This window comes from Micromonospora sp. WMMA2032 (assembly GCF_002688545.1).
Taxonomy (GTDB): Bacteria; Actinomycetota; Actinomycetes; order Mycobacteriales; family Micromonosporaceae; genus Micromonospora; species Micromonospora sediminicola.
The window spans coordinates 4,300,404-4,322,161 of the sequence record NZ_CP024052.1; the positions used below are offsets into that span (position 1 = coordinate 4,300,404).

Genomic DNA, 21,758 nt, shown 5'->3' on the forward strand with positions numbered 1-21,758 from the left:
CCGCCACCTTTCCGCACCGACAACGCCGGCACGGATCGATGCGTCGCTCGTTGAGAAGGGAGGGCCGAGGCTCCGAACGAGCTCCCTCGGTTATCCACAGGCGTTGTCCACAGGCTGGCCCCGTTTCACGTGAAACACGGCGCGGAAACCGTTGCTGAGCTGTGGATGACGGTCCGTACTGGTGATCTCGGCACCCTGTGGACAACGTGGTGGACAAGCGCTGTGGATCGTCGCCCGCCCACCGATGGCCCGGGGGAACGGGTAGGGACAGGCGTCGCCAACTCGGTTAGGGTCAGCGTCGTGCAGGACACCCCTCCCTCAGTCCCGGACTTCACCCAGTGGCCCTCCTTCCCCTTCGAGGGCGATCTCCGCGTCAAGCAGATCGACGATCCCGTCGCGGTCGAACCTCCCCGCCGGGGAGAGGCGGACCGCGAGTGCACCGCCTGCAACGCGCCCGACGAGGCGTACATCTGGGTCGGCGAACGGTGGCGGGTGCGCGCCATGGACCGGCCGACCGGGCTGCCGATGGTGCTGATCCTGGAGTCCCGCTCCCACCTCGATCTCGGTGACCTGCCCAACCTCCTCGCCGCCGAGCTGGGCGTGATGACCGTCCGTCTGGAGCGGGCCGTCCGCTCGCTGGACGGGGTGGCCCGGGTGCACGTCAACCGGTGGGGCGACGGCTCGGCGCACCTGCACATGTGGTTCCTGGCCCGGCCGTACGGCCGACTGCAACTGCGGGGCACGTTCCTGTCGCTCTGGGACTCGATCCTGCCGCCGATCTCCGAGGAGCAGTGGCGGGAGAACCTCGCCATGGTCGCCGCGTGGCTCGCCGAGTTCGGTGGTCGTCCGCTCGCCGAGCCGCCCCGCATCCGGTGGGAGGCGCCGTCCACCCTCTCGCCGTCGCCCACGAGCGTGGCCGAGGAGCCCGAGGAGGAGTCCGCATCGGTGATCGAGGCGGCGGACGAGATCCCCGAGTCGGAGGCCGCGGAGCAGACCGCCGAGGCGGATGTCGCGGAAGACCTGGAGATGCGCAGCGGCCACCCCGCCGAAGCCGCCGCCGACGAGCACGCCGACGGTGATCCGGTGGGCGAGGAGAGCGGGAGCGTCGAGGCCGGAACCGCCGGACGCGCGGCCGCGGGCGACGAGCCGGAGGGCGAGAACGACGAGCCGTCCGCCGGCGTCACGGACGAGAACGGCCGGTCCTCCGGGAACGGCGGGCGGGCGGCCTCGGCGCGTACCGCCGGCTGACCCGGGTCAGCGGCGGCGGGCGGCGGCCCGGCTCACCAGCGTGCCGAGCACCCGGCCGAAGTCGAGCCCGGCCGCCTGGATGGCGAGCGGCAGCAGCGAGGTCTCGGTCATGCCCGGCGACACGTTGACCTCCAGCACGTGCGGCCGGCCCTCCGCGTCGACGATCAGGTCGACCCGGGACAGGTCGCGCAGGCCGAGGGCGGTGTGTGCGGCGAGCGCCACCTCGGTCACCTGAGCGGTGGTCGCGGCGTCGAGTCGGGCGGGGGCGTGCCACGTGGTGCGTCCCGCCGTGTAGCGGGCGGCGTAGTCGTAGACGCCGTTGCGCGGCACGATCTCCACCGGCGGCAGGGCTCGCGGCCCCTCGCCCAGGTCGAGCACGGAGACCGCGACGTCCATCCCGGGCACGTAGCGCTCCACCAGCGCCGTCTGGTCGTACGCGAAGCAGCCGACCATCGCGGCCGGCAGCGACGCGGCCTCCCTGACGACGGCGGCGCCCAGGCCCGACCCGCCCTGCGCCGGCTTGACCATCAGCGGCAGCCCGAGGCGGTCGACGATCCGGTCCAGCACCGCCACCGCACCCAGCTCGGAGAAGCGGTCGTGCGGCAGGGCCACCCAGTCGGGGGTGGGGATGCCCGCCTCGCGCAGCACCGCCTTGGCCGACGGCTTGTCCCAGGCGAGCCGGGAGGAGCGGGCGTCGCAGCCGACGTAGGGCACGTCGCAGAGGTCGAGGACGCCGCGCAGCGAGCCGTCCTCGCCGGTCGCGCCGTGCAGGGCGATCACCACCGCGTCCGGCGGGTCGGCGGTCAGGGCGGGAAGCAGCGCGACGTCGGCGTCCCGGAGGTCCGCCTCCACGCCGACCGCGCGCAGCGCGTCGAGCACTCGGCGGCCCGACCGCAACGAGACGTCCCGTTCGTAGGAGAGTCCGCCGGCGAGCACCAGCACGCGCAGCTCGTCGGAGGTGGGTCCGGTCACGGGAGTCGGTGCGGCAGGGCTGTCGGCCATGCGGGAATCATGCCAAGTCGGGGCCGGGCGCGTCCGAGCCGCCCTGGCGTCGGCGCGTACCGGCGCCGCCGACCGCACCGAAGACCTTCCGCATCGCGATCTCCTGCTCCATCACGCCGGCCAGCCGGCGGACGCCCTCCCGGATCCGCTCCGGCGGCGGGAAGGAGAAGTTGAGCCGCATGTTCCCGGCGCCCGTGCCGTCCGCGTAGAAGCCGGTCCCCGGCACGTACGCGACCCGGGCGGCCACGGCGCGCGGCATCATCGCCTTGGAGTCGAGGCCCTCGGGCAGGGTCGCCCAGACGAACAGGCCGCCACCCGGCGTGGTCCAGGTGGTGCCCTCCGGCATCAGGTCGGCCATCGCGTCGAGCAGCGCGTCCCGGCGCTCGCGGTAGACCTCGCGGTAGACCTTGAGCTGCTGCCGCCACGGCATCGTGCCCAGGTAGGTCGAGACGGCCGCCTGCGCGTAGCCGCTGGGACAGAGGATCTGCGCCTCGCTGGCGATGACCAGCTTGTCGCGGACCGCGTGCGGGGCGAGGATCCAGCCCACCCGCAGACCGGGCGCGAAGGTCTTGGAGAACGTGCTCAGGTAGAAGACGCCGTCGCGCCGCCGGGCCCGCAGCGGCGCGGGCGCCTCACCGGAGAAACCGAGCTGACCGTACGGGTCGTCCTCCACCACGAGCAGCCCCGCGCGCTCGCAGATGTCGAGCACCCGCTCCCGCCGCTCCTCGCTCAACGTCACGCCGGTCGGGTTCTGGTAGGTCGGGATGGTGTAGAGGAACTTCACCCGCCGGCCGGCCCGGGCCAGGTCGGCGATCGCCACCTCCAACGCCTCCGGGATGAGCCCCTCGTCGTCCATCGGCACGTGGGCCACCTGGGCCTGGGCGGCCTGGAACACCCCGAGCGCGCCGACGTACGTCGGGCCCTCGGCGAGCACCACGTCACCCGGGTCCAGGAAGAGGCGGGCCACCAGGTCGAGCGCCTGCTGACCGCCGACGGTCACCACCACGTCCTCCGGGGAGGCGCCGCACGACGCGTCGATCCCGGAGAGGGACATCACCTCGCAGATCCGCTCACGCAGCTCCGGGGTGCCCTGGCCGATGCCGTACTGGAGGGTGGTGGCGCCGTGCTCCGCGCCGAGCCGGCCGAGCATCTCGCCGACCGCGTCCAGCGGCAGCGCCGCGATGTAGGGAGCCCCACCGGCGAGCGAGACGACCTCCGGGCGGCTGGCGACCGCGAAGAGTGCCCGGATCTCCGACGCGGTCATCCCCCGGACGCGCCGGGCGTACCGGTCGGTGTAGTCGTCGAGCGTCGTGCCGGTCATGACATCACCTCGATCGGGTGTCGGCGGGGCTGCCGCCCGGTGTGGTACCCGCGATGCCGGCATCCATTGGCGGCGCACGCGGCCGGTTGGTCGATCGTAGTCCCTGGTGACCGTCACGGGACCCACCGTGTGGACACGTCCACATCCCGGACCGGCGGTCCGCCGCCCGGGTGGAGGTTCGCGCGTCCTCTCCCGTACCGGCGGGTGGCGGCGTACGATCGCTCGTCGGGGGCAGGAGGGCTGCGGGACACCGCGCAGGCCGACGCTCCGAGACTGTTGGTGGGGTGCGCTCATGTCGCGACGTCTGGTCAGCCTGACCCTGGACACCCTGGAGGACCTTCCCCGATCCTGCCGGCGGTGCGTCTACTGGGAGCTGGATCCGGTTTCCGCCGAGCGGGCCTGCGCGGCCGGCGACCCGGGCCTGGAGAAGGAGGCGTGGGTCTCCCAGACGCTGCTGGAGTGGGGCTCCTGCGGCAAGCTGGTCTACGTCGACGGCATGCCGGCCGGTTTCGTCATGTACGCCCCACCGGCGTACGTTCCGCGCTCGATGGCCTTTCCCACCTCGCCGGTCTCGGCGGATGCGGCGCTGTTGATGACGGCGCACGTGGTGCCCGCCTTCGCCGACGGCGGCCTGGGCCGAATGCTCGTCCAAGGCGTGGCCCGCGACCTGACCAAGCGTGGCATCAAGGCGATCGAGGCGTTCGGTGACGCCAAGTTCGGCGACGACGCGGACAGCCCGACCCGGGCCTGCCTCGCGCCGGTCGACTTCTTCCTCTCGGTGGGCTTCAAGACCGTCCGCCCGCACCCGCGCTACCCGCGGCTGCGGCTGGAACTGCGGACGGCGCTGAGCTGGAAGTCCGACGTCGAATACGCGTTGGAGAAGCTGCTCGGGTCGATGAGCCCGGAGACGCTGCTGCGCCCGGTGCGGCCGGCGCCGGCCACCCGCTCGACGAGCTGACCGGTTCAGTCGACCACGGTGCCGGCGGCCACGATCGCCCGCAGCTCGCTCACGTCGATCGAGCCGGTCGGCACGTCCCGCTCGATCGGCAGGTACATCCGCTGCACCCCGGCCACGATCGCCTCGACGACCCGGTCCCGGAACCGGGGGTCGACCAGCCGGCCCAGGTCGTCCGGGGAGGTCAGGTAGCCCACCTCGACGCGGACCGCCGGCATCCGGGTGAGGCGCAGCAGCTCCCACGCCTTCGCGTGGGTGCGGCAGTCGCGCAGCCCGGTGCGGGCCACGATCTCCCGCTGCACCAGCCCGGCCAGGCGTTCCCCGGTGGCCGAGGTGACGCCGTTGTCGGTGCCGTAGTGGTAGGTCGCGACGCCGTCGGCCTCCGGGTTGGTGTGCCCGTCGACGTGCAGCGAGATGAACACGTCGGCGCCGAGCGAGTTGGCCAGCTGGGCCCGGTCCGCGTCGGGCAGGCAGGTCGCCGGTGCCGGGCCACGGGTCAACTGCACCCGTACGCCGGCGGCGGCGAGCCGTCCCTCCAGTCGGCTGGCCAGGTCGTGCACCAGGTCCGCCTCGGTCCAGCGCAGTGTGCCGTCCGGCACCACCACGCCGGGGTCGGTGCCGCCGTGACCCGGGTCGATCACCACGGTCCGGCCGACCAGGGTCGGGCCGGCCTGGCGGATGGCGTCGGACTCGCGTAGCCACTGCGGCCGCCCGCCGACGACCTTGCGGCCGAGGCGGCGCAGCGCGTTGACGGTGTGCGGACCGCAGGAGCCGTCCGGCTTGAGACCCATCTCGCGCTGGAACTGGGCCACCGCCCGTGAGGTGCGGATGCCGTAGATGGCGTCGGCCCGGCCGACGTCGTACCCCATCTCCAGCAGACGTTCCTGGAGGGACCGGACGTCCTCGCCGGTGAGCGGCTCGGGCACGGCGTGGTAGAGGGCGCGGGCGCCGAACCGCCAGCGGGCCGCGTCCAGCGCCCGCCAGGTCTCCGCGCCGACCCGCCCGTCGACGCTGAGGCCCCGGGACTGCTGGAAGGCACGGACGGCGCGTTCCGTCGCGGTGTCGTAGTCGTCGTGGCCAGGGCCGTCGGCCGGGAGCAGTTCCAGGCCGGCGAGGACGGTGCGGATCTCGGCCACCGCGGGTCCCCGGTCACCGGGTCGGATCGGACGCACGACGACCCCCTCTGCACGGACGTTGGCGGACCGGGAACTCCGACGGACGCTTACGGAGCGTACCGTGGCCCGTCACTCTCCGGCTTCGTGTTCACGCAGGTCAGGAAAGCCGGAAGCCCCGCCACCCGGGTGGGGTGACGGGGCTTCCGACGGTGTCGGTCCGGGTCAGAGCGCCGACTCGATGAGTCGGACCAGCTCGCCCTTGGGCTTGGCGCCGGCGATCGACTGGACCGGCTCGCCGTTCTTGAAGATGGTCAGCGTCGGCACGGACATCACCCGGTAGGTACGCGCCGTCTCGGGGTTCTCGTCGATGTTGAGCTTGACGATGGTGACCTGGTCAGCCATCTCGCCCGCGATCTCCTCCAGCAGCGGCGAGACCTTGCGGCACGGACCGCACCACTCCGCCCAGAAGTCGACCAGAACCGGCTTGTCGGACTTCAGCACGTCGCTCGCGAAGCTCGCGTCCGTGACCGCCTTGGTGGCTCCCACTATGAACCCCTCCTCCTCGTGAAAATTCTCAGCCCTGCAGGGTGGCGATGAAGCGCTCGGCGTCCAGCGCGGCGGCGCACCCGGTGCCGGCGGCCGTGATGGCCTGCCGGTAGGTGTGGTCGACCAGGTCACCGGCGGCGAACACGCCCGGCACGTTCGTGCGGGTGCTCGGCGCCTGGACCTTCACGTAACCCTCGTCGTCCATCTCGACCTGGCCGCGGAACAGCTCGCTGCGCGGGTCGTGACCGATCGCCACGAAGACGCCGGTGACGTCGAGCACCTTGCTCTCGCCGGTGTGCACGTTGCGCACCCGGACGCCGCTGACCTTGCCGTCCTCGCCGAGGATCTCCTCGACGGTGGTGTTCCACTCGACCTTGATCTTCTCGTTGCCCAGCGCCCGCTCGGCCATGATCTTGCTGGCGCGGAACGAGTCGCGGCGGTGCAGGATCGTCACCGACTCGGCGAAGCGGGTGAGGAAGCTCGCCTCCTCCATGGCCGAGTCGCCGCCGCCGACCACCACGATGTGCTGGTTGCGGAAGAAGAAGCCGTCGCAGGTGGCACAGGACGACACACCGTGGCCCAGGTATTCCTGCTCGCCCGGCACGCCCAGCGGACGCCACGCCGAGCCCGTGGAGAGGATGACGGCCCGGGCCCGGTAGGCGGTCTCGCCCACCCAGACGGTGCTCACCGCGTCGGAGCCGATCTCGCCGGTGTCCTTCAGCTCGACCCGGGTCACGTCGTCGGTGAGGAACTCGGCGCCGAACCGCTCGGCCTGCTTGCGCATGTTGTCCATCAGCTCGGGGCCGAGGATGCCGTCCGCGAAGCCGGGGAAGTTCTCCACCTCGGTGGTGGTCATCAGCGCGCCACCGGACTGCACGCCCTCGATCACCAGCGGCTTGAGGTTGGCACGCGCGGCGTAGACCGCAGCGGTGTAACCGGCCGGCCCGGAGCCGATGATGATCAGGTTGCGGACCTCGTCCACTGCCGTCTCCCGATGTGTGTGTTCGTCACCGGTGCGCACCGATGTCGATCCCTAGTGCCGACGGCTCTCCGAGGCGCCGGCGCCTGACTTGCAGAACGCCATCGTACGAAGCGGGGATTCCCGAGCCGGTCATCCGGTGGGTCACGTCACGTGGCGGGACAGGCGCGGTGACCGCGGTTTCACCCTACCCGCGTACGGAACCGGGTGTCCGCGCCGGACCCGGGTACGCCGCATTCCGGGCCGCTCACCCACCCCCATCGGGTGCCGTCGGCGTCGGAGAACGTCACCACCAGCGCCGGCGCCCCCTGGAACCGGGCGTAGTCCACCACGTCGACGGTGAGGGGCGTGGCGCCGTGCTCGGCGCCGATCGCGGTCAGGCAGCCGGCCAGCGCCTCGGGCCGGTCCAGCCGGTCCAGCCCGCCGACGGCGCCGAGGCGGTTCTTCTCCGCGGAGAACGGCGTCTCCCGGCCGCCCTCCGCCGCACCCGACGGCCCGGCCATGTCCGGTCGCATCGACTTCGGCGACGGGACGGCCGCGGCGCTGGCCCGGCTGCCGGCGAGGCGTTCCGGGGTCCAGTCCGTGCCGCTGCGCAGCGTCGGCCCGGTCGTCCGGTAGGGCGCGGCGGCCATCGGAGCCGCCTCCCCGGCCGCCCGGTCGGCAGTGCTGCCGGAGCTGTCGCCCCCCACGTCCGCCAGCCGACCCACACCCAGGCCCACCGCCGCGACCGAGGCCGCGGCCAGCGCCACCGGACCGGCCAGTCGGGCCCAGCGCCGGGAACGCCGGCCCGGACCGGTGCTCCGCGCGGGGCGCTCCGCCGTGCCCGGCGGGCGGGTCACCCGGCCCGGCTGTGCCGGTACGACGTCCCGAAGCGCGCGGTCGGGGTCGGCGACCGGTGCCGGTCCGGCGCCGGAGAGCGCGGCGGTGATCCGGTCCGCCACCGCCACCGGCATCTCCGGCGCGGGCTCGGCGGCCCAGTCGGCCAGGTCGGCGTGCACCAGGTCGACCGCGTGGGCCAGGCTCGCGTACGCCTCGCGCCACGCCGGGTTCCGCTCGACCAGCCGGGCGACGGTCGCCTGCTCGGGGGTGCCCTCCAGCGCCCCGCCGAGGTAGTCGGCGAGCAGGTCGTGGTCGACCTCGCTGAACTCCCGGGACGTCACGGCTCCTCCTGGCTGACCGAGTGCCGGGACGCTCCCGACGAGGATCCGACGCCCTCGGACGGCCGGCGGTTCCCCGCCGTGACCCGGGGCACGTCCACGGCGTCGTCCGAGCCGGTGCGCAGGTGCCCGAGAAGCATGGCGAGTCGGGCCCGGCCCCGGGCGCAGCGGCTCTTCACCGTCCCCTCGGCGACGTCGAGCATCCGGGCCACCTCGGCCACCGGGTAGCCCTGCACGTCCACCAGGACCAGCGCGGCCCGCTGCTCCGCCGGCAGCGCCGCGAGCGCCTGCCGGACCACCAGCGCGGTCTCGTGGTCCCGGGCGGGTGCGGCCGGCTCGATCCCGCCGGTGTGCCGGCCCGGTTCGCCGTCGGTGTGCACCCCGTCGGGCAGCGGGACGGTGGCGTGGGTCTGACGCCGACGCATCCGGTCCAGGCAGGCGTTCACCACGATCCGGTGCAGCCAGGTGGTGACCGCCGAGTCGCCCCGGAAGCGGGCCGCGGCGCGGTGGGCCGACAGCATGGCGTCCTGGAGCGCGTCGGCCGCGTCCTCGCGGTCGCCGATGGTCCGCAGGGCCACTGCCCAGAGCCGGTCCCGGTGCCGGTGGAACAACTCGGTGAAGGCGTCCCGGTCGCCCGCGACATGGGCCCGGAGCAGCTCCAGGTCGGACCTGCCCGGCTCGCCGCCGCCGGAGCCCGCCATCACCACGTCCGGCGGAGGTGGCGCGACGGGTACGGCGGACGGATCACGAGCCCTGGACCGTGATCTCCTGGACGCCGAGCTTCCACCCGGGGCCGTCGTCCTTCTTCGGCAGCTCGGTGATCCAGAAGAGGAGGTACTGGTACTTCTCGTTCGGGTCGAAGCCGTCGAACGTCATGGTGGTGCCGTTGTGGTCCTCGAAGGGCTGCCCGATCACGGTCGGATACGCCGCGACGAGGTCCTTGTCGCCCTTGGAGGTGGACGGGAACTCACCCTTGGTGCCGGCCCGCAGCTCGGCCGAGGCGTCGGTGGACGACAGGCTGGCCTGGAGCGACTTGACCGTGTGCGGTGCCCCGAGGTCGATCCAGATCCCCATGCCCTTCTTGAGGCCGCCGAACTTGCCGTTGTTCTTGTAGGTCTGGGTCTCCCAGCCCTCGTCGTCGCTGCCGTCCATCACCTTCTCGGCGTCGCGCACCTCGGCGCGGTCGTTGCTGTCCGGGTCGATCACCCGGACGTCCTGGATGGTGAGCTTGCGGACCGGCGGAGCGGCCTCGCTGCTGCCACCGCCGGCGGGCGCGCTGCTGGACGGCTGGGCCACCGGCTCCTTGTCGCCGTCGTCCCCGCCACCGAGGGCGTTGACGCCGATGAGCAGCCCGATCAGGGCGACCGCCAGGAGGCCGGCGATGCCCATGGCGACCCGGCGTCCGCCGGCGGCGGCGGCCAGCGGCGACGGCTCCTCGCCGGGGTCGGCGGTGAAGCGCAGCGGGCCGGCCTGCTCCAGGAACTGCTCGTCGGCCGGGATGTCCAGCCGGCTCAGCTCGGCCGCCAGCACGTCCGACGAGGGCGGGGCGATCTCCGGGTCGAGCAGGTCCATGGTGAGGTCGTCGAGGTAGGCCGGCACGCCGGCGCGGACCTGACGGGGCGCGGCGATGGCGCCGCCGGCGTCCCGGACGGCGTCCGGCAGGGCGGCCCGGCCGTGCCCGGCGGTGGCGCCGTGCAGCGGGGCCTCGCCGTGCGGCCAGTGCCCGGTGAGGGCGAAGTAGAGCACCCCGCCGACGGCCCGCAGGTCGCTCTCCTGGCTGTCCGCCCCGTCGGTGCGCGCGTCGGCCAGGACCACCCGGCCGTCGTCGCTGATCATCACGGTGCCGGGGTGGAGGTTGCCGTGCACCATGCCGGTGGCGTGGACGGCGGCGAGGGCGCTGGCGACGGCGTTGCCGATCGCGGTGGCCCGGGTCGGGTCCATCGGTCCGTCGGCGGCGACCATCTCGCGCAGCGACTGCCCGTCCACCCACTCGCGGACCACGTACGCCCGGTCGTCCTCGTCGATCGCGTCGTAGACGCCGACCAGGTTGGGGTGGATGACCCGGCTCGCCGCGACCGCGGCCTGGAGCATCTCGGTGGCGGAGTCGCCACCCGGGTAGCGGAGGACCACCGCGACGGGACGGCGCAGGATGACGTCGACCCCGCGCCAGACCAGCCGGCCCGCGCTGTCGTTGTTGATGTGCTCGACCAGCTCGTAGCGCTCGGCGAGGAGCTCACCGACCGAGGGAGCACCGAAGGTCACGACCGCAGGAGAGGTTTCCTCCGCTTCCTGACCCTCGCCGACCTGGGTCACCCGTCCTCCCTCGGTGATCGTGTCGATCGATGGACCCGTGTTGCTGGGCATGTGTTTCCCGCTCTGGCCTCGGTGGAACCGGCACGCCGGCGCCGACGCCCACGTCGGCACCTGCCGTACCCGTCGAGAGCGACCTTACCCGGGATGCCCGGTTCTCCGACATGTCATCTTCCCGCTGCGGCCGGTGGGAAGCCAGTCACCGCGGATCCGAACAGGTCGGAACACCCGCGCCGGCGCCCGACCCGGACACGCACCGCCAATCTAGAGGTTGACCGCAAGTGGTCGGCGCAGGGGCGTACCGGTGTGGCGTTCCCGCCCCCGGCCTGGGCACCCTCGTCCGTACGGTTGGTTGTCCACAGGCCGAGAGGCCCACTGGACGGCGGAATTCCGAGTTATCCACAGCCGTATCCCCAGCCTGGTGATCCTCGTTCACCGTCGGTCACCGGCGGCGGGTCAGCGCCCGAGTCGCCGCCGGACCATCCCGACCACCTCGGTGATCTCGCCGATCCGCAGCAGCATGGCCAGCCCGAGGTAGGTCGCGCCGATCGCCGCGCCGCCGATCACCAACTGGACCGCGGCGGCGGCCCAGCTCAGGTCCGCCGGGTCTCCGGGGAGCACCGCCACCACGAGCACGCCGACCAGTGCCGCACCCAGCGCGGCCACCACCACCCGACCCAGCGTCCGCATGATCCGGCCCAGCCCGATCCGGCCCACCCGGGGCCGCAGCAGCATCGCCGAGATGATCGCCGCGGCCAGGTACGACACCGCGTTGCCGAGCATCATCCCGGCCGCCGCGAACGTGTTCGAGAAGAGCAGGAAGAGGCCCACCTGGAGCAGGACGCGCAGAATCACCACCGGGATGTTGACCAGGGCCGGGGTGCGGGTGTCCGGCAGCGCGTAGAAGGCGAACGTGAAGAGCTGGCTGACCGCGAACGGCACCAGGCCGAGCGCCGCCACCAGCAGCACGGTCGAGGTGGCCACCGCGTTGTCGCCGGTGAAGGCGCCGTAGCGGAACACCACCACGGAGATCGGGGCGGCCAGCACCGCGTAGCAGACCGCGATGGGCGCGAGCACCGCGCTGACCATCCGGGTGCCCCGGGACAGGTCGGCGGTGACGTCGCCGAACCGGTTCTCGGCGGCGGCCGCGCTCATCCGGGGCATCAGCGCGGTGATGATCGAGACGGCGATGATGCCGTGCGCCATCATCAGCAGCAGGAAGACGTTGTTGTAGATCAGCAGGCCGGCGTTGTCGCCGCCGGCGGCGCGGGTGAGCAGGTTGACCACCACGAAGAGACCGAGCTGGTTGACCCCGACGTAGCAGAACATCCAGCCGCCGAGCCGGGCCAGCTCGCTCAGGCCGAGGGCGCGGAAGTCGAACCGCCACTTCCACCGGAAGCCGACCTTGCGCAGCGCCGGCAGCAGGCCGGCGGTCTGCACGGCCACGCCGAGCAGCGTGCCGCCGCCGATCAGCAGGATGCGGTCCCCGCCCATCTCACCGGGCTGGATGATCTTGGCGCCGAAGACCGCGATGTAGAGCGCGCAGACGCCGATGACCACGAGGTTGTTCAGGATCGGCGCCCACATCGGGGCGGCGAAGTGCCCGCGCGTGTTCAGCACCGCGGCGATCAGCGCGCTCACGCCGGTGAAGAACAGCATCGGCAGCATCAGGTAGGACAGGCCGGTGACGAGGTCCTGGTAGTCCTGGTCCTTGCCGCCCGCGTAGATGGCGGTCAACACCGACGCCCCGGCCATGGCGATCAGCGCCACGGCGGCCAGCGCCAGCACGGCCAGCGTGAGCAACCGCTGGGAGTATGCCTCGCCCCGGTCCGGGTCGGCCTTGCGTCGCCGGACCAGCACCGGAATCAGCACGCTGGTGAGCACGCCGCCGAGCAGGAACTCGTAGACCTGGTTCGGCAGGAAGATGGCGGTGGTGAACGCGTCGCCGACCAGCGCGCCGCCCAGCGCCGCGCCGATCATGAGGTTGCGGATGAAGCCCGTGCCCCGGCTGACCAGGCTGCCGATCGCCATCACCGCGCTGTTCGCGGCGGCGCTGGTCTCGCCGACCACCTCCTGCGGCGGCGCGACCGACTCGACGCCCGGCTGGTTCAGCGGCTCCGCCGAGATGAAGGTCGCGCCGTCGTCCGGCGGCAGGCCGCCGTCGTGCGCGTTCGCGCTGCGGTAGAGCCCGCCGCCGCTCATCTCCACAGCCTCCAAGGGGTACGCCGGAACCGGGCCCCGCCGGCCCCGCACAACCGGAACCTTAGTCAACCTCGACCCGTTACCCGCGCCCGGCGCGGTCGATCCACCCCCGGCCCGATAGGCTGGCGCTCCCATGTCCGAAGCCTCCGCCTCCGCTGCCGCCGACCGCCGTGAGCTGACCACCGCACAGCGCAACGCCGTCGCCGAGCTGCTCCGCGTCTCCCCGGTCGCCGACGAGCTGGGTCGGCGGTTCGCCCGGGCCGGTCACGAACTGCACCTGGTGGGCGGATCGGTGCGGGACGCGCTGCTCGGCCGCCTCGGCAACGACCTCGACTTCTGCACCGACGCGCACCCGGACGACACCGTCCGGATCATCCGGGGCTGGGCCGAGTCGATCTGGGAGACCGGGCGGGAGTTCGGCACCATCGCCTGCCAGCGCGACGGCCTCAACCTGGAGATCACCACGTTCCGCGCGGAGGTCTACGACCAGGTCAGCCGCAATCCGGTGGTGCAGTACGGCACCAGCCTGACCGAGGACCTGAAGCGCCGCGACTTCACCGTGAACGCGATGGCCGTGAGCCTGCCGGACCACCGGTTCACCGACCCGTACGGCGGCCTGGCCGACCTGGCCGCCAAGATCATCCGTACCCCCGGCACGCCGCAGGAGTCGTTCCGCGACGACCCCCTGCGGATGCTGCGGGCGGCCCGGTTCGCCGCCCAGCTGCGCTTCGCCGTCCACCCGGACGTGCGGGCGGCGATGACCCGGATGGCGACGGACCTGGACCGGATCACCGCCGAGCGGATCCGCGACGAGTTCACCAAGCTGCTCTGCGGCGCCGACCCGATCACCGGGCTGCGGCTGCTGGTCGACACCGGCCTGGCCGAGCGCTTCCTGCCCGAGCTGACCGGCCTGAAGCTGACCATCGACGAGCACGCCCAGCACAAGGACGTCTACGAGCACACGCTCACCGTGGTCAGCAACGCCATGTCGCTGGAGGAGGACGGCTGCGACTTCGTGCTGCGGATGGCCGCGCTGATGCACGACGTCGGCAAGCCGGCCACCAAGGCGGTCGGCCCGGACGGCCGGGTCAGCTTCCACCACCACGAGGTGGTCGGCGCCCGGCTGACCAAGGCCCGGATGAAGGCGATGCGCTACTCCAAGGAGATCACCTCCCAGGTGGTCAAGCTGGTCGGGCTGCACCTGCGCTTCTACGGCTACGGCCGGGGCGAGTGGACCGACTCGGCGGTGCGCCGCTACGTCACCGACGCCGGTGACCTGCTGTCCCGGCTGCACAAGCTCACCCGGTCCGACTGCACCACCCGAAACCGGCGCAAGGCGGCCCAGCTCGCGGCCGACTACGACGCGCTGGAGGAGCGGATCGCCCGGATCGCCGCCGAGGAGGACCTGGCCCGGGTCCGGCCCGACCTGGACGGCAACGCGATCATGGAGCTGCTCGGCGTGCCGCCCGGGCCGGTGGTCGGCCGGGCCTGGCAGCACCTGAAGGAGCTGCGCCTGGAGCGCGGTCCGCTGGACCGCGACGAGGCGGAGGCGGAGCTGCTGCGGTGGGCCCGCGCCGAGGGCATCGTCGGCTGACCCCGCGGCGGAAAAACGACGACGATACGCCAGCGTGTCGACCGAACGGTTGACGCGTTCCGGTCGATGTCTCCCGCATGATGTTGGTCATCACCAGCCCCCCGGATCGACGGGTGCGGCTGTCCTGATCACATCCGCCCGTCCGATCCGGACGGTCGCTGGACACGGGGAGAAAATTCGGTGTCACGTTCCGGCGCGCTGCGCCGCTCCGCGCTGGTGGGGCTCGCCCTCACCTCCGCCACCTCGATCATCTGCGCCGCCACCGGCGGTGCCGCCTCGGCCGACCCGGGCGACGCCAAGCGGGCCCCGGTCCGGGGCGCCGACCTGCCCGGGGCCGTTCCCGGCCGCTACATCGTCGTCCTCAAGGACGGCAAGGCCACCCCGGCCAAGGTGAAGTCCGCCGCGTCGGCGCTCGCCGGTGAGCACGGCGGCTCCGTCCGCCGGGTCTTCGGCAAGGCGCTGCACGGCTATTCCGCCAGCATGGACCGTCGGCAGGCCGAGCGCCTCGCCGCCGACCCGGACGTCGCGTACGTGCAGCAGGTCCAGCGCTACACGGCCACCGACACCCAGACCACCCCGCCGTGGGGCCTGGACCGGCTCGACCAGACCAGGACCAGAACGGACGGCGAGTACACCTACTCGTCGACCGGCGCCGGGGTGACCGCGTACGTCATCGACACCGGCATCGACATCGACCACGAGGACTTCGGCGGCCGGGCCAGCAACGGCTACGACGCCGTCGACCAGGACGACGTCGCGCAGGACTGCGACGGCCACGGCACGCACGTGGCCGGCACCCTCGGCGGCGCCACCTACGGCGTGGCCAAGAAGGTCAAGCTGGTCGCGGTCCGGGTGCTCGACTGCGAGGGCAACGGCACCACCGAGGGCGTCATCGCCGGCATCGACTGGGTCACCGGTCACGCCAGCGGGCCGTCCGTGGCGAACATGAGCCTCGGTGGTGAGAACGACCCGGCGCTCAACGACGCGGTGGCGCGTTCCATCGCCTCCGGCATCACCTACGCGGTCGCGGCCGGCAACAGCTGGACCGACGCCTGCGGCTCCTCGCCGGCGAACGTGCCGGCCGCCATCACGGTCGGCGCCACCGACCGGCTGGACATGCGGGCCTGGTTCTCCAACTACGGCAGCTGCCTGGACACGTTCGCGCCGGGCGCCGGCATCGTCTCGGCGAAGGCCGGCACCACCTCCGGCTCCACCTCGATGAGCGGCACCTCGATGGCCTCCCCGCACGTGGCGGGCGCCGCCGCGCTGCTGCTGGAGGAGCACCCGACCTGGACGCCGCAGCAGGTGCGCAACTCCGTCGTCAGCACCGGTGTCGACGGCGCGGTGCACGACACCATGGGCTCCGCCGACCGGCTCCTGCACATCGGCGCCCCGGTGGTCGCGCGCGAGTCGTACGGCTTGAAGGCCCGGGGCAACGGCCGTTACGTGACCGCCGAGAGCGGCGGCAACCGGCCGTTGGTCGCTCGCGGCGTCGAGGTCGGCGCCTGGGAGAAGTACGACGTGGTGGACGCCGGCAGCGGCTACGTCGGTCTGCGGGCGGTGACGAACAACCTGTTCGTGACCGCGGAGAGCGGTGGCAACCGGCCGCTGATCGCCCGGTCCGCCTCGATCGGCGACTGGGAGAAGTTCCAGATCGTCACCAACACCGACGGCACCGTCAGCCTGAAGGCCGTGACCAACGGCAAGTACGTCACCGCGTCGAACGCCACCACCCCGCTGATCGCCAGCAAGACCTCCATCGGCACGGCGGAGAAGTTCGACTTCGACGCGGCCGCCCCGGTCGTCGGCATCAAGGCGGTGGCCAACGGCAAGTACGTGACCGCCGAGAACAGTGGCAAGCAGCCGCTGATCGCCCGGTCCGCGACGGTCGGTGCCTGGGAGAAGTACGAGGTCGTCAGCCTGGGCGACGGCTTCTTCGCCCTGCGCGCGCTGATCAACAACCAGTTCGTCACCGCGGACGCCGGCGGAAACCGGGCCCTGATCGCCAAGGCCACCGCCGTCGGCGCCTGGGAGGCCTTCGACTTCCTCGACTACAACGCCGACGGCTCGGTCTACGTGCGGGCCAACGCCAACGGCAACGCGGTCACCGCGGGCAGCACCGGCACCAGCCAGCTCATCGCCAGCCGCGTCATCGACTGGGAGAGCGAGACCCTCGGTCTGGGCGCCGGCGAGAAGTTCGTCTTCAGCGCACTCTGACCCGTACCACCACGGCGCCCGCCGGCTCCCCTCGGGGAACCGGCGGGCGCCCTCGTCGTCAGGGGTTGACGGTGCTGCCGTCCACGGTGCTCTTGCCGTTGGTGTGCGCGCTGCCCAGCCGCGCCAGCAGCCCGGCCAGGTCGATGCCGGTCAGGTCGCTGCCGAGCTGGAGGCCCTGGGCGACGTTGCCGGCCACCGACTTGGTCAGCGACGACGCGCCGTCGGTGGAGATGACGGTCATCTTGTCGATCGCGCCGATCGGGGCACTCGCCGCGCCGACCACCTCGGGCAGCACCTTGACCAGCAGGTCCAGCACGGCGGCCTCGCCGTACGCGGCGAACGCCTCGGCCTTGCGGGCCATCGCGTCGGCCTCCGCCTGGCCCCGGGCGAGGATGGCCGCGGCCTCGGCCTGGCCCTCCCGCTCGACCGCCTCGGCGATCGCGGACCGCCGGCGCTGCTCCGCCTCACCCTCCTTGGCGCCCTCGATCGCGTTCGCCTCGGCCAGCGCGGCGCGCCGGGCCCGCTCACCCTCACCGGTGAGCCGGGACTGCTCGGCGACGGCCTGCGCGGCGGCGATGGTGGCCTGCCGCTCGGCGTCGGCACGCAGCACCGCCGCGTTGCGGGCCGCCTCGGCCTCCTGCTCCACCTTGTACCGCTGGGCGTCGGCCGGCTTGCGCACCTCGGTGTCGAGCTGGCGCTGCTTGAGTTCGGCGTTGCGCTCGGCCACCTTCTGCTGCTCGGAGAGGATCGCCTGGTCCCGCTCGGCCTGGGCGAGCGGCCCGGCCGCGGCCGACCGTGCCTTCGCCGCGTCGATCTCGGCCTGGATGCCGGCCTGCTTGAGCGACAGGTTCCGGTTCGCCTCGGCGATCGCCTCCTCGGCGAGCAGCCGCTCCTGCTCGGCGGCCTGGCGGGCCCGGGCCTCGGCGATGGCGGCGTCCTTGAGCACCCGGGCGGCCTCCGGCCGGCCCAGGTCGGCGAGGTAGGAGCCCTCGGCCAGGATGTCCTGGAGCTGGAACGTGTCCAGCACCAGGCCCTGGTTGGTCATCGAGTGCTCGGCCTCCTCGGCGACCGCGCTGGCGAACGCGGCCCGGTCCCGGATGACCTCCTCGACGGTGAGCCGGCCGACGATCGAGCGCAGCGCGCCGGCCAGCACCTCGCGGGTGAAGTTGTCGATCTCGTCCTGCTGGTGCAGGAACCGCTGCGCGGCGGCCCGGATCGCGTCCTCGGTGCCGCCGACCTTGACGATCGCGACGCCGTGCAGGTCGGCGCGGATGCCCTGCTTGCTCACCGCGCCCCGGATGCCGACGTCGATCCGCCGGCTGGACAGGTCGAGGGACTGCAGCTTCTGCACCACCGGCAGCACGAAGACCGAGGCGCCGAGCACGACCTTCTGCCCGGACATGTCGGTGGAGCGCTGGCCGTCGGCGGTCTGGGTGGTCCGGCCCTTGCGACCGGTGACGATGAAGGCCTCGTTCGGCCCGGCCACCTTGATCCGGGAGAGCACGAAGAGGACGAGCAGGACGGCGAGGAGGACCGCGCCGCCGATGGCGACGAGCAGGGGCATGGGGGTTCCCGTCTGTGCTGAGGAATCAGTAGGTCTCGACGTGCACGCTGGTCTCGCTGAGCGCTTCGACCACGAAGATGCGGGCACCGATCGGGATCGGCCGGTCGGCCCGGGCGTTGAGCTTCACCGGCTGCCCGGCGAGGCGTACCCGGACCTCGCCGTATCCGCCGGTGGGGATCGGCGTGACCACCAGGCCGATCGCGCCGGCCAGGTGGTCACGGGTGGGGGTGGGGTCCGTGCGCATGGTGCGGGCCGCGCGGCTCAACCGGGCCGCCAGCCAGGCGGTGGGCACGGCGGCGAGCGCGCCGCCGGCCGCCGCCACCGCGATCATCCCGGAGGTACGACCCCCGAGCAGCTCGTTGACGATCGCGGCGCCGAACCCGAACGCCCCGGTGAACCCGGCGACCGCCTCCAGCGACACCGGCCCGTCGACGTCCGGGTGGCCCAGGTGCAGCACGCCCGATCCGAGCAGGGCCAGCGTCAGCACGCCGACCCCGGCTCCGCCGATGATCAGGAAGATGAGCGTCCCCGTGGCCACGACCTGCACGGTATCGACGTCGCGCAACATCGACTGCGTGCAGCGAACGTTCAGCTTCCGCCGAGCGACCGCTCAGCGCGGCGCGATCGTCAGCTCCAGACCGACCAGTTGCTTCGGCAGCGGCTGGCGGACCAGTTCCCGGCCGGTGGTGTCGGCGAGCACGAAGTCGCCCGCGCCGAGCGGCCGACGGTAGAGCAGCCGGTCGTCGGTCACCCAGACGACGTCGGCGGTGGGCAGCGCATTCACCACCCGGCCGGTCGCCGTTTCCACCAGCAGCGGCTCCTGCCGGCCCTGGACCACCACCAGCTTCCCGTCCGGCGACCAGGCGTCCGGACCGACCGGACCGCCCGGCATGTCGAGCAGGCGGGTGGGTCGGCCGTCGTCGACCGACAGGAGCTGTACACCCTTGGCGAGGTCGCGGGGCCACGCCTCCGACTTCTGCCTGCTGAGCGTCAGGGCGACCTCCCGGCCGTCGCGCGTCCAGGTGAACTCGCACCGGTCGGCGCAGGGCCAGCCGAGCAGGCCGACCGGATGCGTCCTCTTCGTGCCGTCCAGGTCGAGCACGACGAAACCGAAGTGGTCGACCTGCTGACTGGTGAACAGCAGCCGCCGTCCGTCCGGGGACCAGCGTGGGGCGGTCAGCGCGCGGCCGACCTCGTACCAGCGGGTCTGTCCGGTGGCCAGGTCGAACAGGCCGATCTCCCGGGGACGGTCCTCGTCCCGGACCGCGACGAGGGAACCGGTCGGAGCCGGGAAGATGCCGTCGTAGCGGTCGGTGGCGAAGTACCGGCCGCGTCCGCGGTCGAGCAGGAGTCCGCTGCCGGAGCCGCCCGCCACCTGGGCCCGGGTGACCACCCAGTCGCCGGGCAGTACCAGCGGTCGCTGCGCCCAGTCCGCGCCGGGTGCGGCCCGGAGCGCGGGCGAGGGGGTGACGGTGACCTGCGGCGTCGTGGGCGTGGTCGGCGGTGGGCCGGTGCGGGGGCGCAGCAGAACGAACGGCAGGGTCACCGCCACCACGGCGACCAGCGCGGTGGCGGTCGCGGCGACGCGCCGGCGCCGGCGTAGCCGCCGGCCCCGACCGAGCGCCCGCGACGCCAGGTCCGGCGCGGGTGCGGCACCGTCGGCGAGGTCGCGTACGGCACTGCGGAGCATCTCGTCCAGCGGCGAGTTCATCGGGTCACCTCCGACCGGTCGGTCAGCTCGTCGAGCGCCGGCACGAGGTGCCGGAGCCGGGCCAGCGCCTTGGCGCTCTGGCTGGCCACGGTGCCGGGCCGGCAGCCGAGCAGCGCGGCGGTCCGCTCGACGCTCAGGTCCTCCAGGTAGCGCAGCGTCAACACGGCGCGCTGGCGTGGCGGCAGCGCGCGCAGCGCGTCGCGCAACAGCAGTCGCAGGTCGCTGTCGTCGCCGGCCGCCGGCCGCTCCGGCAGCTCCGGCACCGGCACCTCCGCCCGTCGCGCCCGCCGTCGCCAGCCGGAGACCTGGTCGTGGTAGAGAATCCGCTTCACGTACGGCTCCGCGTCGCCGCGGATCCGGGGCCACCGGGCGTACGCCTTGGCCAGCGCGTTCTGGAGCAGGTCCTCCGCCGCGTGCTGGTTGCCGGCGAGCGCGTACGCGACCCGCAGCAGGACCGCTCCGCGCTCGTTGACGAACGCGGTGAACTCCCGGTCGACCTCCGCCACCGTCCACCTCCGTCTCTCCGACGCCCGGGGCGGGGAAAACTTTGCCCGCCGCGCGACAATGGGTGGCATGCGCTGGACCGTGCTCGACTCGCCGATCGGGGAGTTCTCCGTGGGGACGGACGACGACGCCGTGCGCGGCGCGCACTTCGGCCGGGTGGCGTCGGCGGCCGACGAGCCCGGCGACGACCTGGCCCGGCTGGCCGTGGCCGAGCTGCGGGCCTACTTCGCCGGTGAGCTGACCGAGTTCAGCGTGCCGGTGTCGGCGCCCCGGGGCTCGGAGTTCGAGCGCGCGGTCTGGCGGGAGATGACCCGCATTCCCTACGGCGAGACGACCACCTACGGCGAGGTGGCCCGGGCGCTCGGCGACCCGGGCGCGGCGCGGGCGGTCGGGGTGGCGTGCAACCGCAACCCGGTGCCGGTGATCGTGCCCTGTCACCGGATCGTCGGCGCGGGCGGCAAGCTGGTCGGCTTCGGCGGCGGGCTGCCGCGCAAGGTGACGCTGCTGGAGCTGGAGGCCTCGGCGGCGCTGCGCCGCGACTGGCTTCGCTGAGCGCGATCGCACAGCCGGTCCGCCCCGGTCCGAGCGATCCTCCCCATGATCTGGCCCGGTTGGATCCGAGCTGATCGAGGAGGAGACGTGCCACCGAGCGTGGTTGACGTGCCGACGGGCGAGTTATACAACTCTGGTATGGCCTTCACCCTGAACCTGAAGCCCGAGGTCGAGAAGCGGCTCAAGGAGCTCGCCGAGGCGGAGCACCGCTCGATGCACAAGACGGTCGAGGTGGCGGTTCAGGCGTACCTGGACCGGCACGAGCGCGACGAGTGGACCCGGCAGGCCGCGCGGCGGGTCCGTGAGCGCAACGCCGAGTTCTACGACATGTTGGGTGACCGGTGACGCGGCACTGGCCGGACGCCGAGGATCTGTTGCTGCTGCTGGCCGACAGCACGGCGTCGGGCACGATCGTGCGTGACGGCGGAATCCTCTTCGCCTCGGCCGCCCGGCCGCACGCGCACCTGCTGCAGGGTTTGGTCTATCCGACACCGCTGGACCAGGCGGCCGCTCTCCTGCACGGGATCCTGGTCTGGCGTCCGCTCGACATGTGGAACGCCAGTCTCGCCTGGATGGCGGCCGACGTCTGCCTGGAACGTTCCGGGTTCGTCCTCGCCATGCCGGCGAAGGAGCGGATGGCGTTGACGGACGCGTTGACCAGCGGAGAGGTCGACTCGGTCGAGGAGCTGGCATTGCGGCTGTCGCCGTACCTGGAGATGTCGGCCTGACGGAACGACGACGGCCGGGCCCCTGCGGACCCGGCCGTCGACGGTGTTCCGGT

20 protein-coding genes are annotated in these 21,758 nt (G+C 72.8%); 7 read left to right on the plus strand and 13 right to left on the minus strand.

Annotated elements, in window-relative coordinates; genetic code table 11:
- Positions 1-300 precede the first annotated feature (300 nt).
- Positions 301-1,248 (plus strand): hypothetical protein, encoded by a 948-nt coding sequence (locus CO540_RS31025; RefSeq protein WP_253866076.1) that lies wholly within the window; start codon positions 301-303, stop codon positions 1,246-1,248.
- 6 nt (positions 1,249-1,254) lie between these two features.
- Here the strand turns inward: CO540_RS31025 and CO540_RS19920 are convergent, their stop codons facing one another.
- Both CO540_RS19920 and CO540_RS19925 read right to left on the minus strand, forming a co-directional pair.
- On the minus strand, positions 1,255-2,250 hold the full coding sequence (locus CO540_RS19920) for a D-alanine--D-alanine ligase (protein ID WP_099163196.1): 996 nt from the start codon (positions 2,248-2,250) through the stop codon (positions 1,255-1,257).
- Positions 2,251-2,257: 7 nt separating this feature from the next.
- On the minus strand, positions 2,258-3,571 hold the full coding sequence (locus tag CO540_RS19925) for a PLP-dependent aminotransferase family protein (RefSeq protein WP_099163197.1): 1,314 nt from the start codon (positions 3,569-3,571) through the stop codon (positions 2,258-2,260).
- A 292-nt stretch (positions 3,572-3,863) separates the two neighbouring features.
- Here CO540_RS19925 and CO540_RS19930 point away from each other — a divergent pair, with 292 nt between their 5' ends.
- Positions 3,864-4,529 (plus strand): GNAT family N-acetyltransferase, encoded by a 666-nt coding sequence (locus tag CO540_RS19930; RefSeq protein WP_091567690.1) that lies wholly within the window; start codon positions 3,864-3,866, stop codon positions 4,527-4,529.
- Positions 4,530-4,534: 5 nt separating this feature from the next.
- Here the strand turns inward: CO540_RS19930 and CO540_RS19935 are convergent, their stop codons facing one another.
- The 7 genes from CO540_RS19935 to murJ form a co-directional block, all read right to left on the minus strand.
- Positions 4,535-5,698 carry an N-acetylmuramoyl-L-alanine amidase gene (locus CO540_RS19935; protein WP_099163198.1) on the minus strand — a complete coding sequence of 388 codons (1,164 nt, stop codon included), beginning with the start codon at positions 5,696-5,698 and terminating at the stop codon, positions 4,535-4,537.
- A gap of 165 nt (positions 5,699-5,863) precedes the next feature.
- Positions 5,864-6,187: a thioredoxin gene (gene trxA / locus CO540_RS19940; protein WP_091567699.1), complete on the minus strand. Its 324-nt coding sequence runs from the start codon at positions 6,185-6,187 to the stop codon at positions 5,864-5,866.
- 28 nt (positions 6,188-6,215) lie between these two features.
- Positions 6,216-7,169 (minus strand): thioredoxin-disulfide reductase, encoded by a 954-nt coding sequence (gene trxB, locus CO540_RS19945; RefSeq protein ID WP_091567702.1) that lies wholly within the window; start codon positions 7,167-7,169, stop codon positions 6,216-6,218.
- A 179-nt stretch (positions 7,170-7,348) separates the two neighbouring features.
- On the minus strand, positions 7,349-8,326 hold the full coding sequence (locus CO540_RS19950) for a hypothetical protein (RefSeq protein WP_099163199.1): 978 nt from the start codon (positions 8,324-8,326) through the stop codon (positions 7,349-7,351).
- Entirely contained in the window at positions 8,323-9,024 is a 702-nt protein-coding gene (gene sigM / locus CO540_RS19955) for an RNA polymerase sigma factor SigM (RefSeq protein ID WP_099164857.1), read from the minus strand. Before sigM ends, CO540_RS19950 begins: the two co-directional genes overlap by 4 nt.
- 43 nt (positions 9,025-9,067) lie before the next feature.
- A complete protein-coding gene (locus CO540_RS19960; protein ID WP_099163200.1) occupies positions 9,068-10,687 on the minus strand; it encodes a protein kinase family protein in 1,620 nt (539 codons plus the stop codon).
- Positions 10,688-11,089: 402 nt separating this feature from the next.
- Positions 11,090-12,835 carry a murein biosynthesis integral membrane protein MurJ gene (gene murJ, locus CO540_RS19965; protein WP_099164858.1) on the minus strand — a complete coding sequence of 582 codons (1,746 nt, stop codon included), beginning with the start codon at positions 12,833-12,835 and terminating at the stop codon, positions 11,090-11,092.
- 133 nt (positions 12,836-12,968) lie between these two features.
- On the opposite strand from murJ, the gene CO540_RS19970 reads away from it, so the two are divergent.
- Together CO540_RS19970 and CO540_RS19975 are read left to right on the plus strand one after the other, a co-directional pair.
- Positions 12,969-14,429 (plus strand): CCA tRNA nucleotidyltransferase, encoded by a 1,461-nt coding sequence (locus CO540_RS19970; protein WP_099163201.1) that lies wholly within the window; start codon positions 12,969-12,971, stop codon positions 14,427-14,429.
- A gap of 180 nt (positions 14,430-14,609) precedes the next feature.
- Positions 14,610-16,646 (plus strand): S8 family serine peptidase, encoded by a 2,037-nt coding sequence (locus CO540_RS19975; RefSeq protein WP_099163202.1) that lies wholly within the window; start codon positions 14,610-14,612, stop codon positions 16,644-16,646.
- Between the two features lie 58 nt (positions 16,647-16,704).
- On the opposite strand, the gene CO540_RS19980 is transcribed toward CO540_RS19975, so the two are convergent.
- Genes CO540_RS19980 through CO540_RS19995 form a run of 4 tightly spaced genes read right to left on the minus strand, consistent with a single transcriptional unit; the run spans position 16,705 to position 20,427 of the window.
- Positions 16,705-18,210 (minus strand): flotillin family protein, encoded by a 1,506-nt coding sequence (locus tag CO540_RS19980; RefSeq protein WP_099163203.1) that lies wholly within the window; start codon positions 18,208-18,210, stop codon positions 16,705-16,707.
- 25 nt (positions 18,211-18,235) lie between these two features.
- Positions 18,236-18,778, minus strand: a complete 543-nt coding sequence (locus CO540_RS19985) for a hypothetical protein (RefSeq protein WP_091567732.1) — start codon at positions 18,776-18,778, stop codon at positions 18,236-18,238.
- Between the two features lie 42 nt (positions 18,779-18,820).
- A complete protein-coding gene (locus CO540_RS19990; RefSeq protein WP_099163204.1) occupies positions 18,821-19,921 on the minus strand; it encodes a PD40 domain-containing protein in 1,101 nt (366 codons plus the stop codon).
- Complete coding sequence (locus CO540_RS19995; protein WP_253866084.1) at positions 19,918-20,427, minus strand: SigE family RNA polymerase sigma factor; 510 nt, start codon at positions 20,425-20,427, stop codon at positions 19,918-19,920. Before CO540_RS19995 ends, CO540_RS19990 begins: the two co-directional genes overlap by 4 nt.
- Before the next feature lie 67 nt (positions 20,428-20,494).
- Between CO540_RS19995 and CO540_RS20000 the strand changes: the two genes are divergently transcribed.
- From CO540_RS20000 to CO540_RS20010, 3 genes are all read left to right on the plus strand, one after another.
- Positions 20,495-20,977 (plus strand): methylated-DNA--[protein]-cysteine S-methyltransferase, encoded by a 483-nt coding sequence (locus CO540_RS20000; protein WP_099163206.1) that lies wholly within the window; start codon positions 20,495-20,497, stop codon positions 20,975-20,977.
- A 138-nt stretch (positions 20,978-21,115) separates the two neighbouring features.
- The gene (locus CO540_RS20005; protein WP_157779162.1) at positions 21,116-21,322 is read left to right on the plus strand and encodes a ribbon-helix-helix protein, CopG family; all 207 of its coding nucleotides are present in this window, start codon (positions 21,116-21,118) and stop codon (positions 21,320-21,322) included.
- A complete protein-coding gene (locus CO540_RS20010) occupies positions 21,319-21,705 on the plus strand; it encodes a hypothetical protein (RefSeq protein ID WP_099163208.1) in 387 nt (128 codons plus the stop codon). Before CO540_RS20005 ends, CO540_RS20010 begins: the two co-directional genes overlap by 4 nt.
- Positions 21,706-21,758 lie beyond the last annotated feature (53 nt).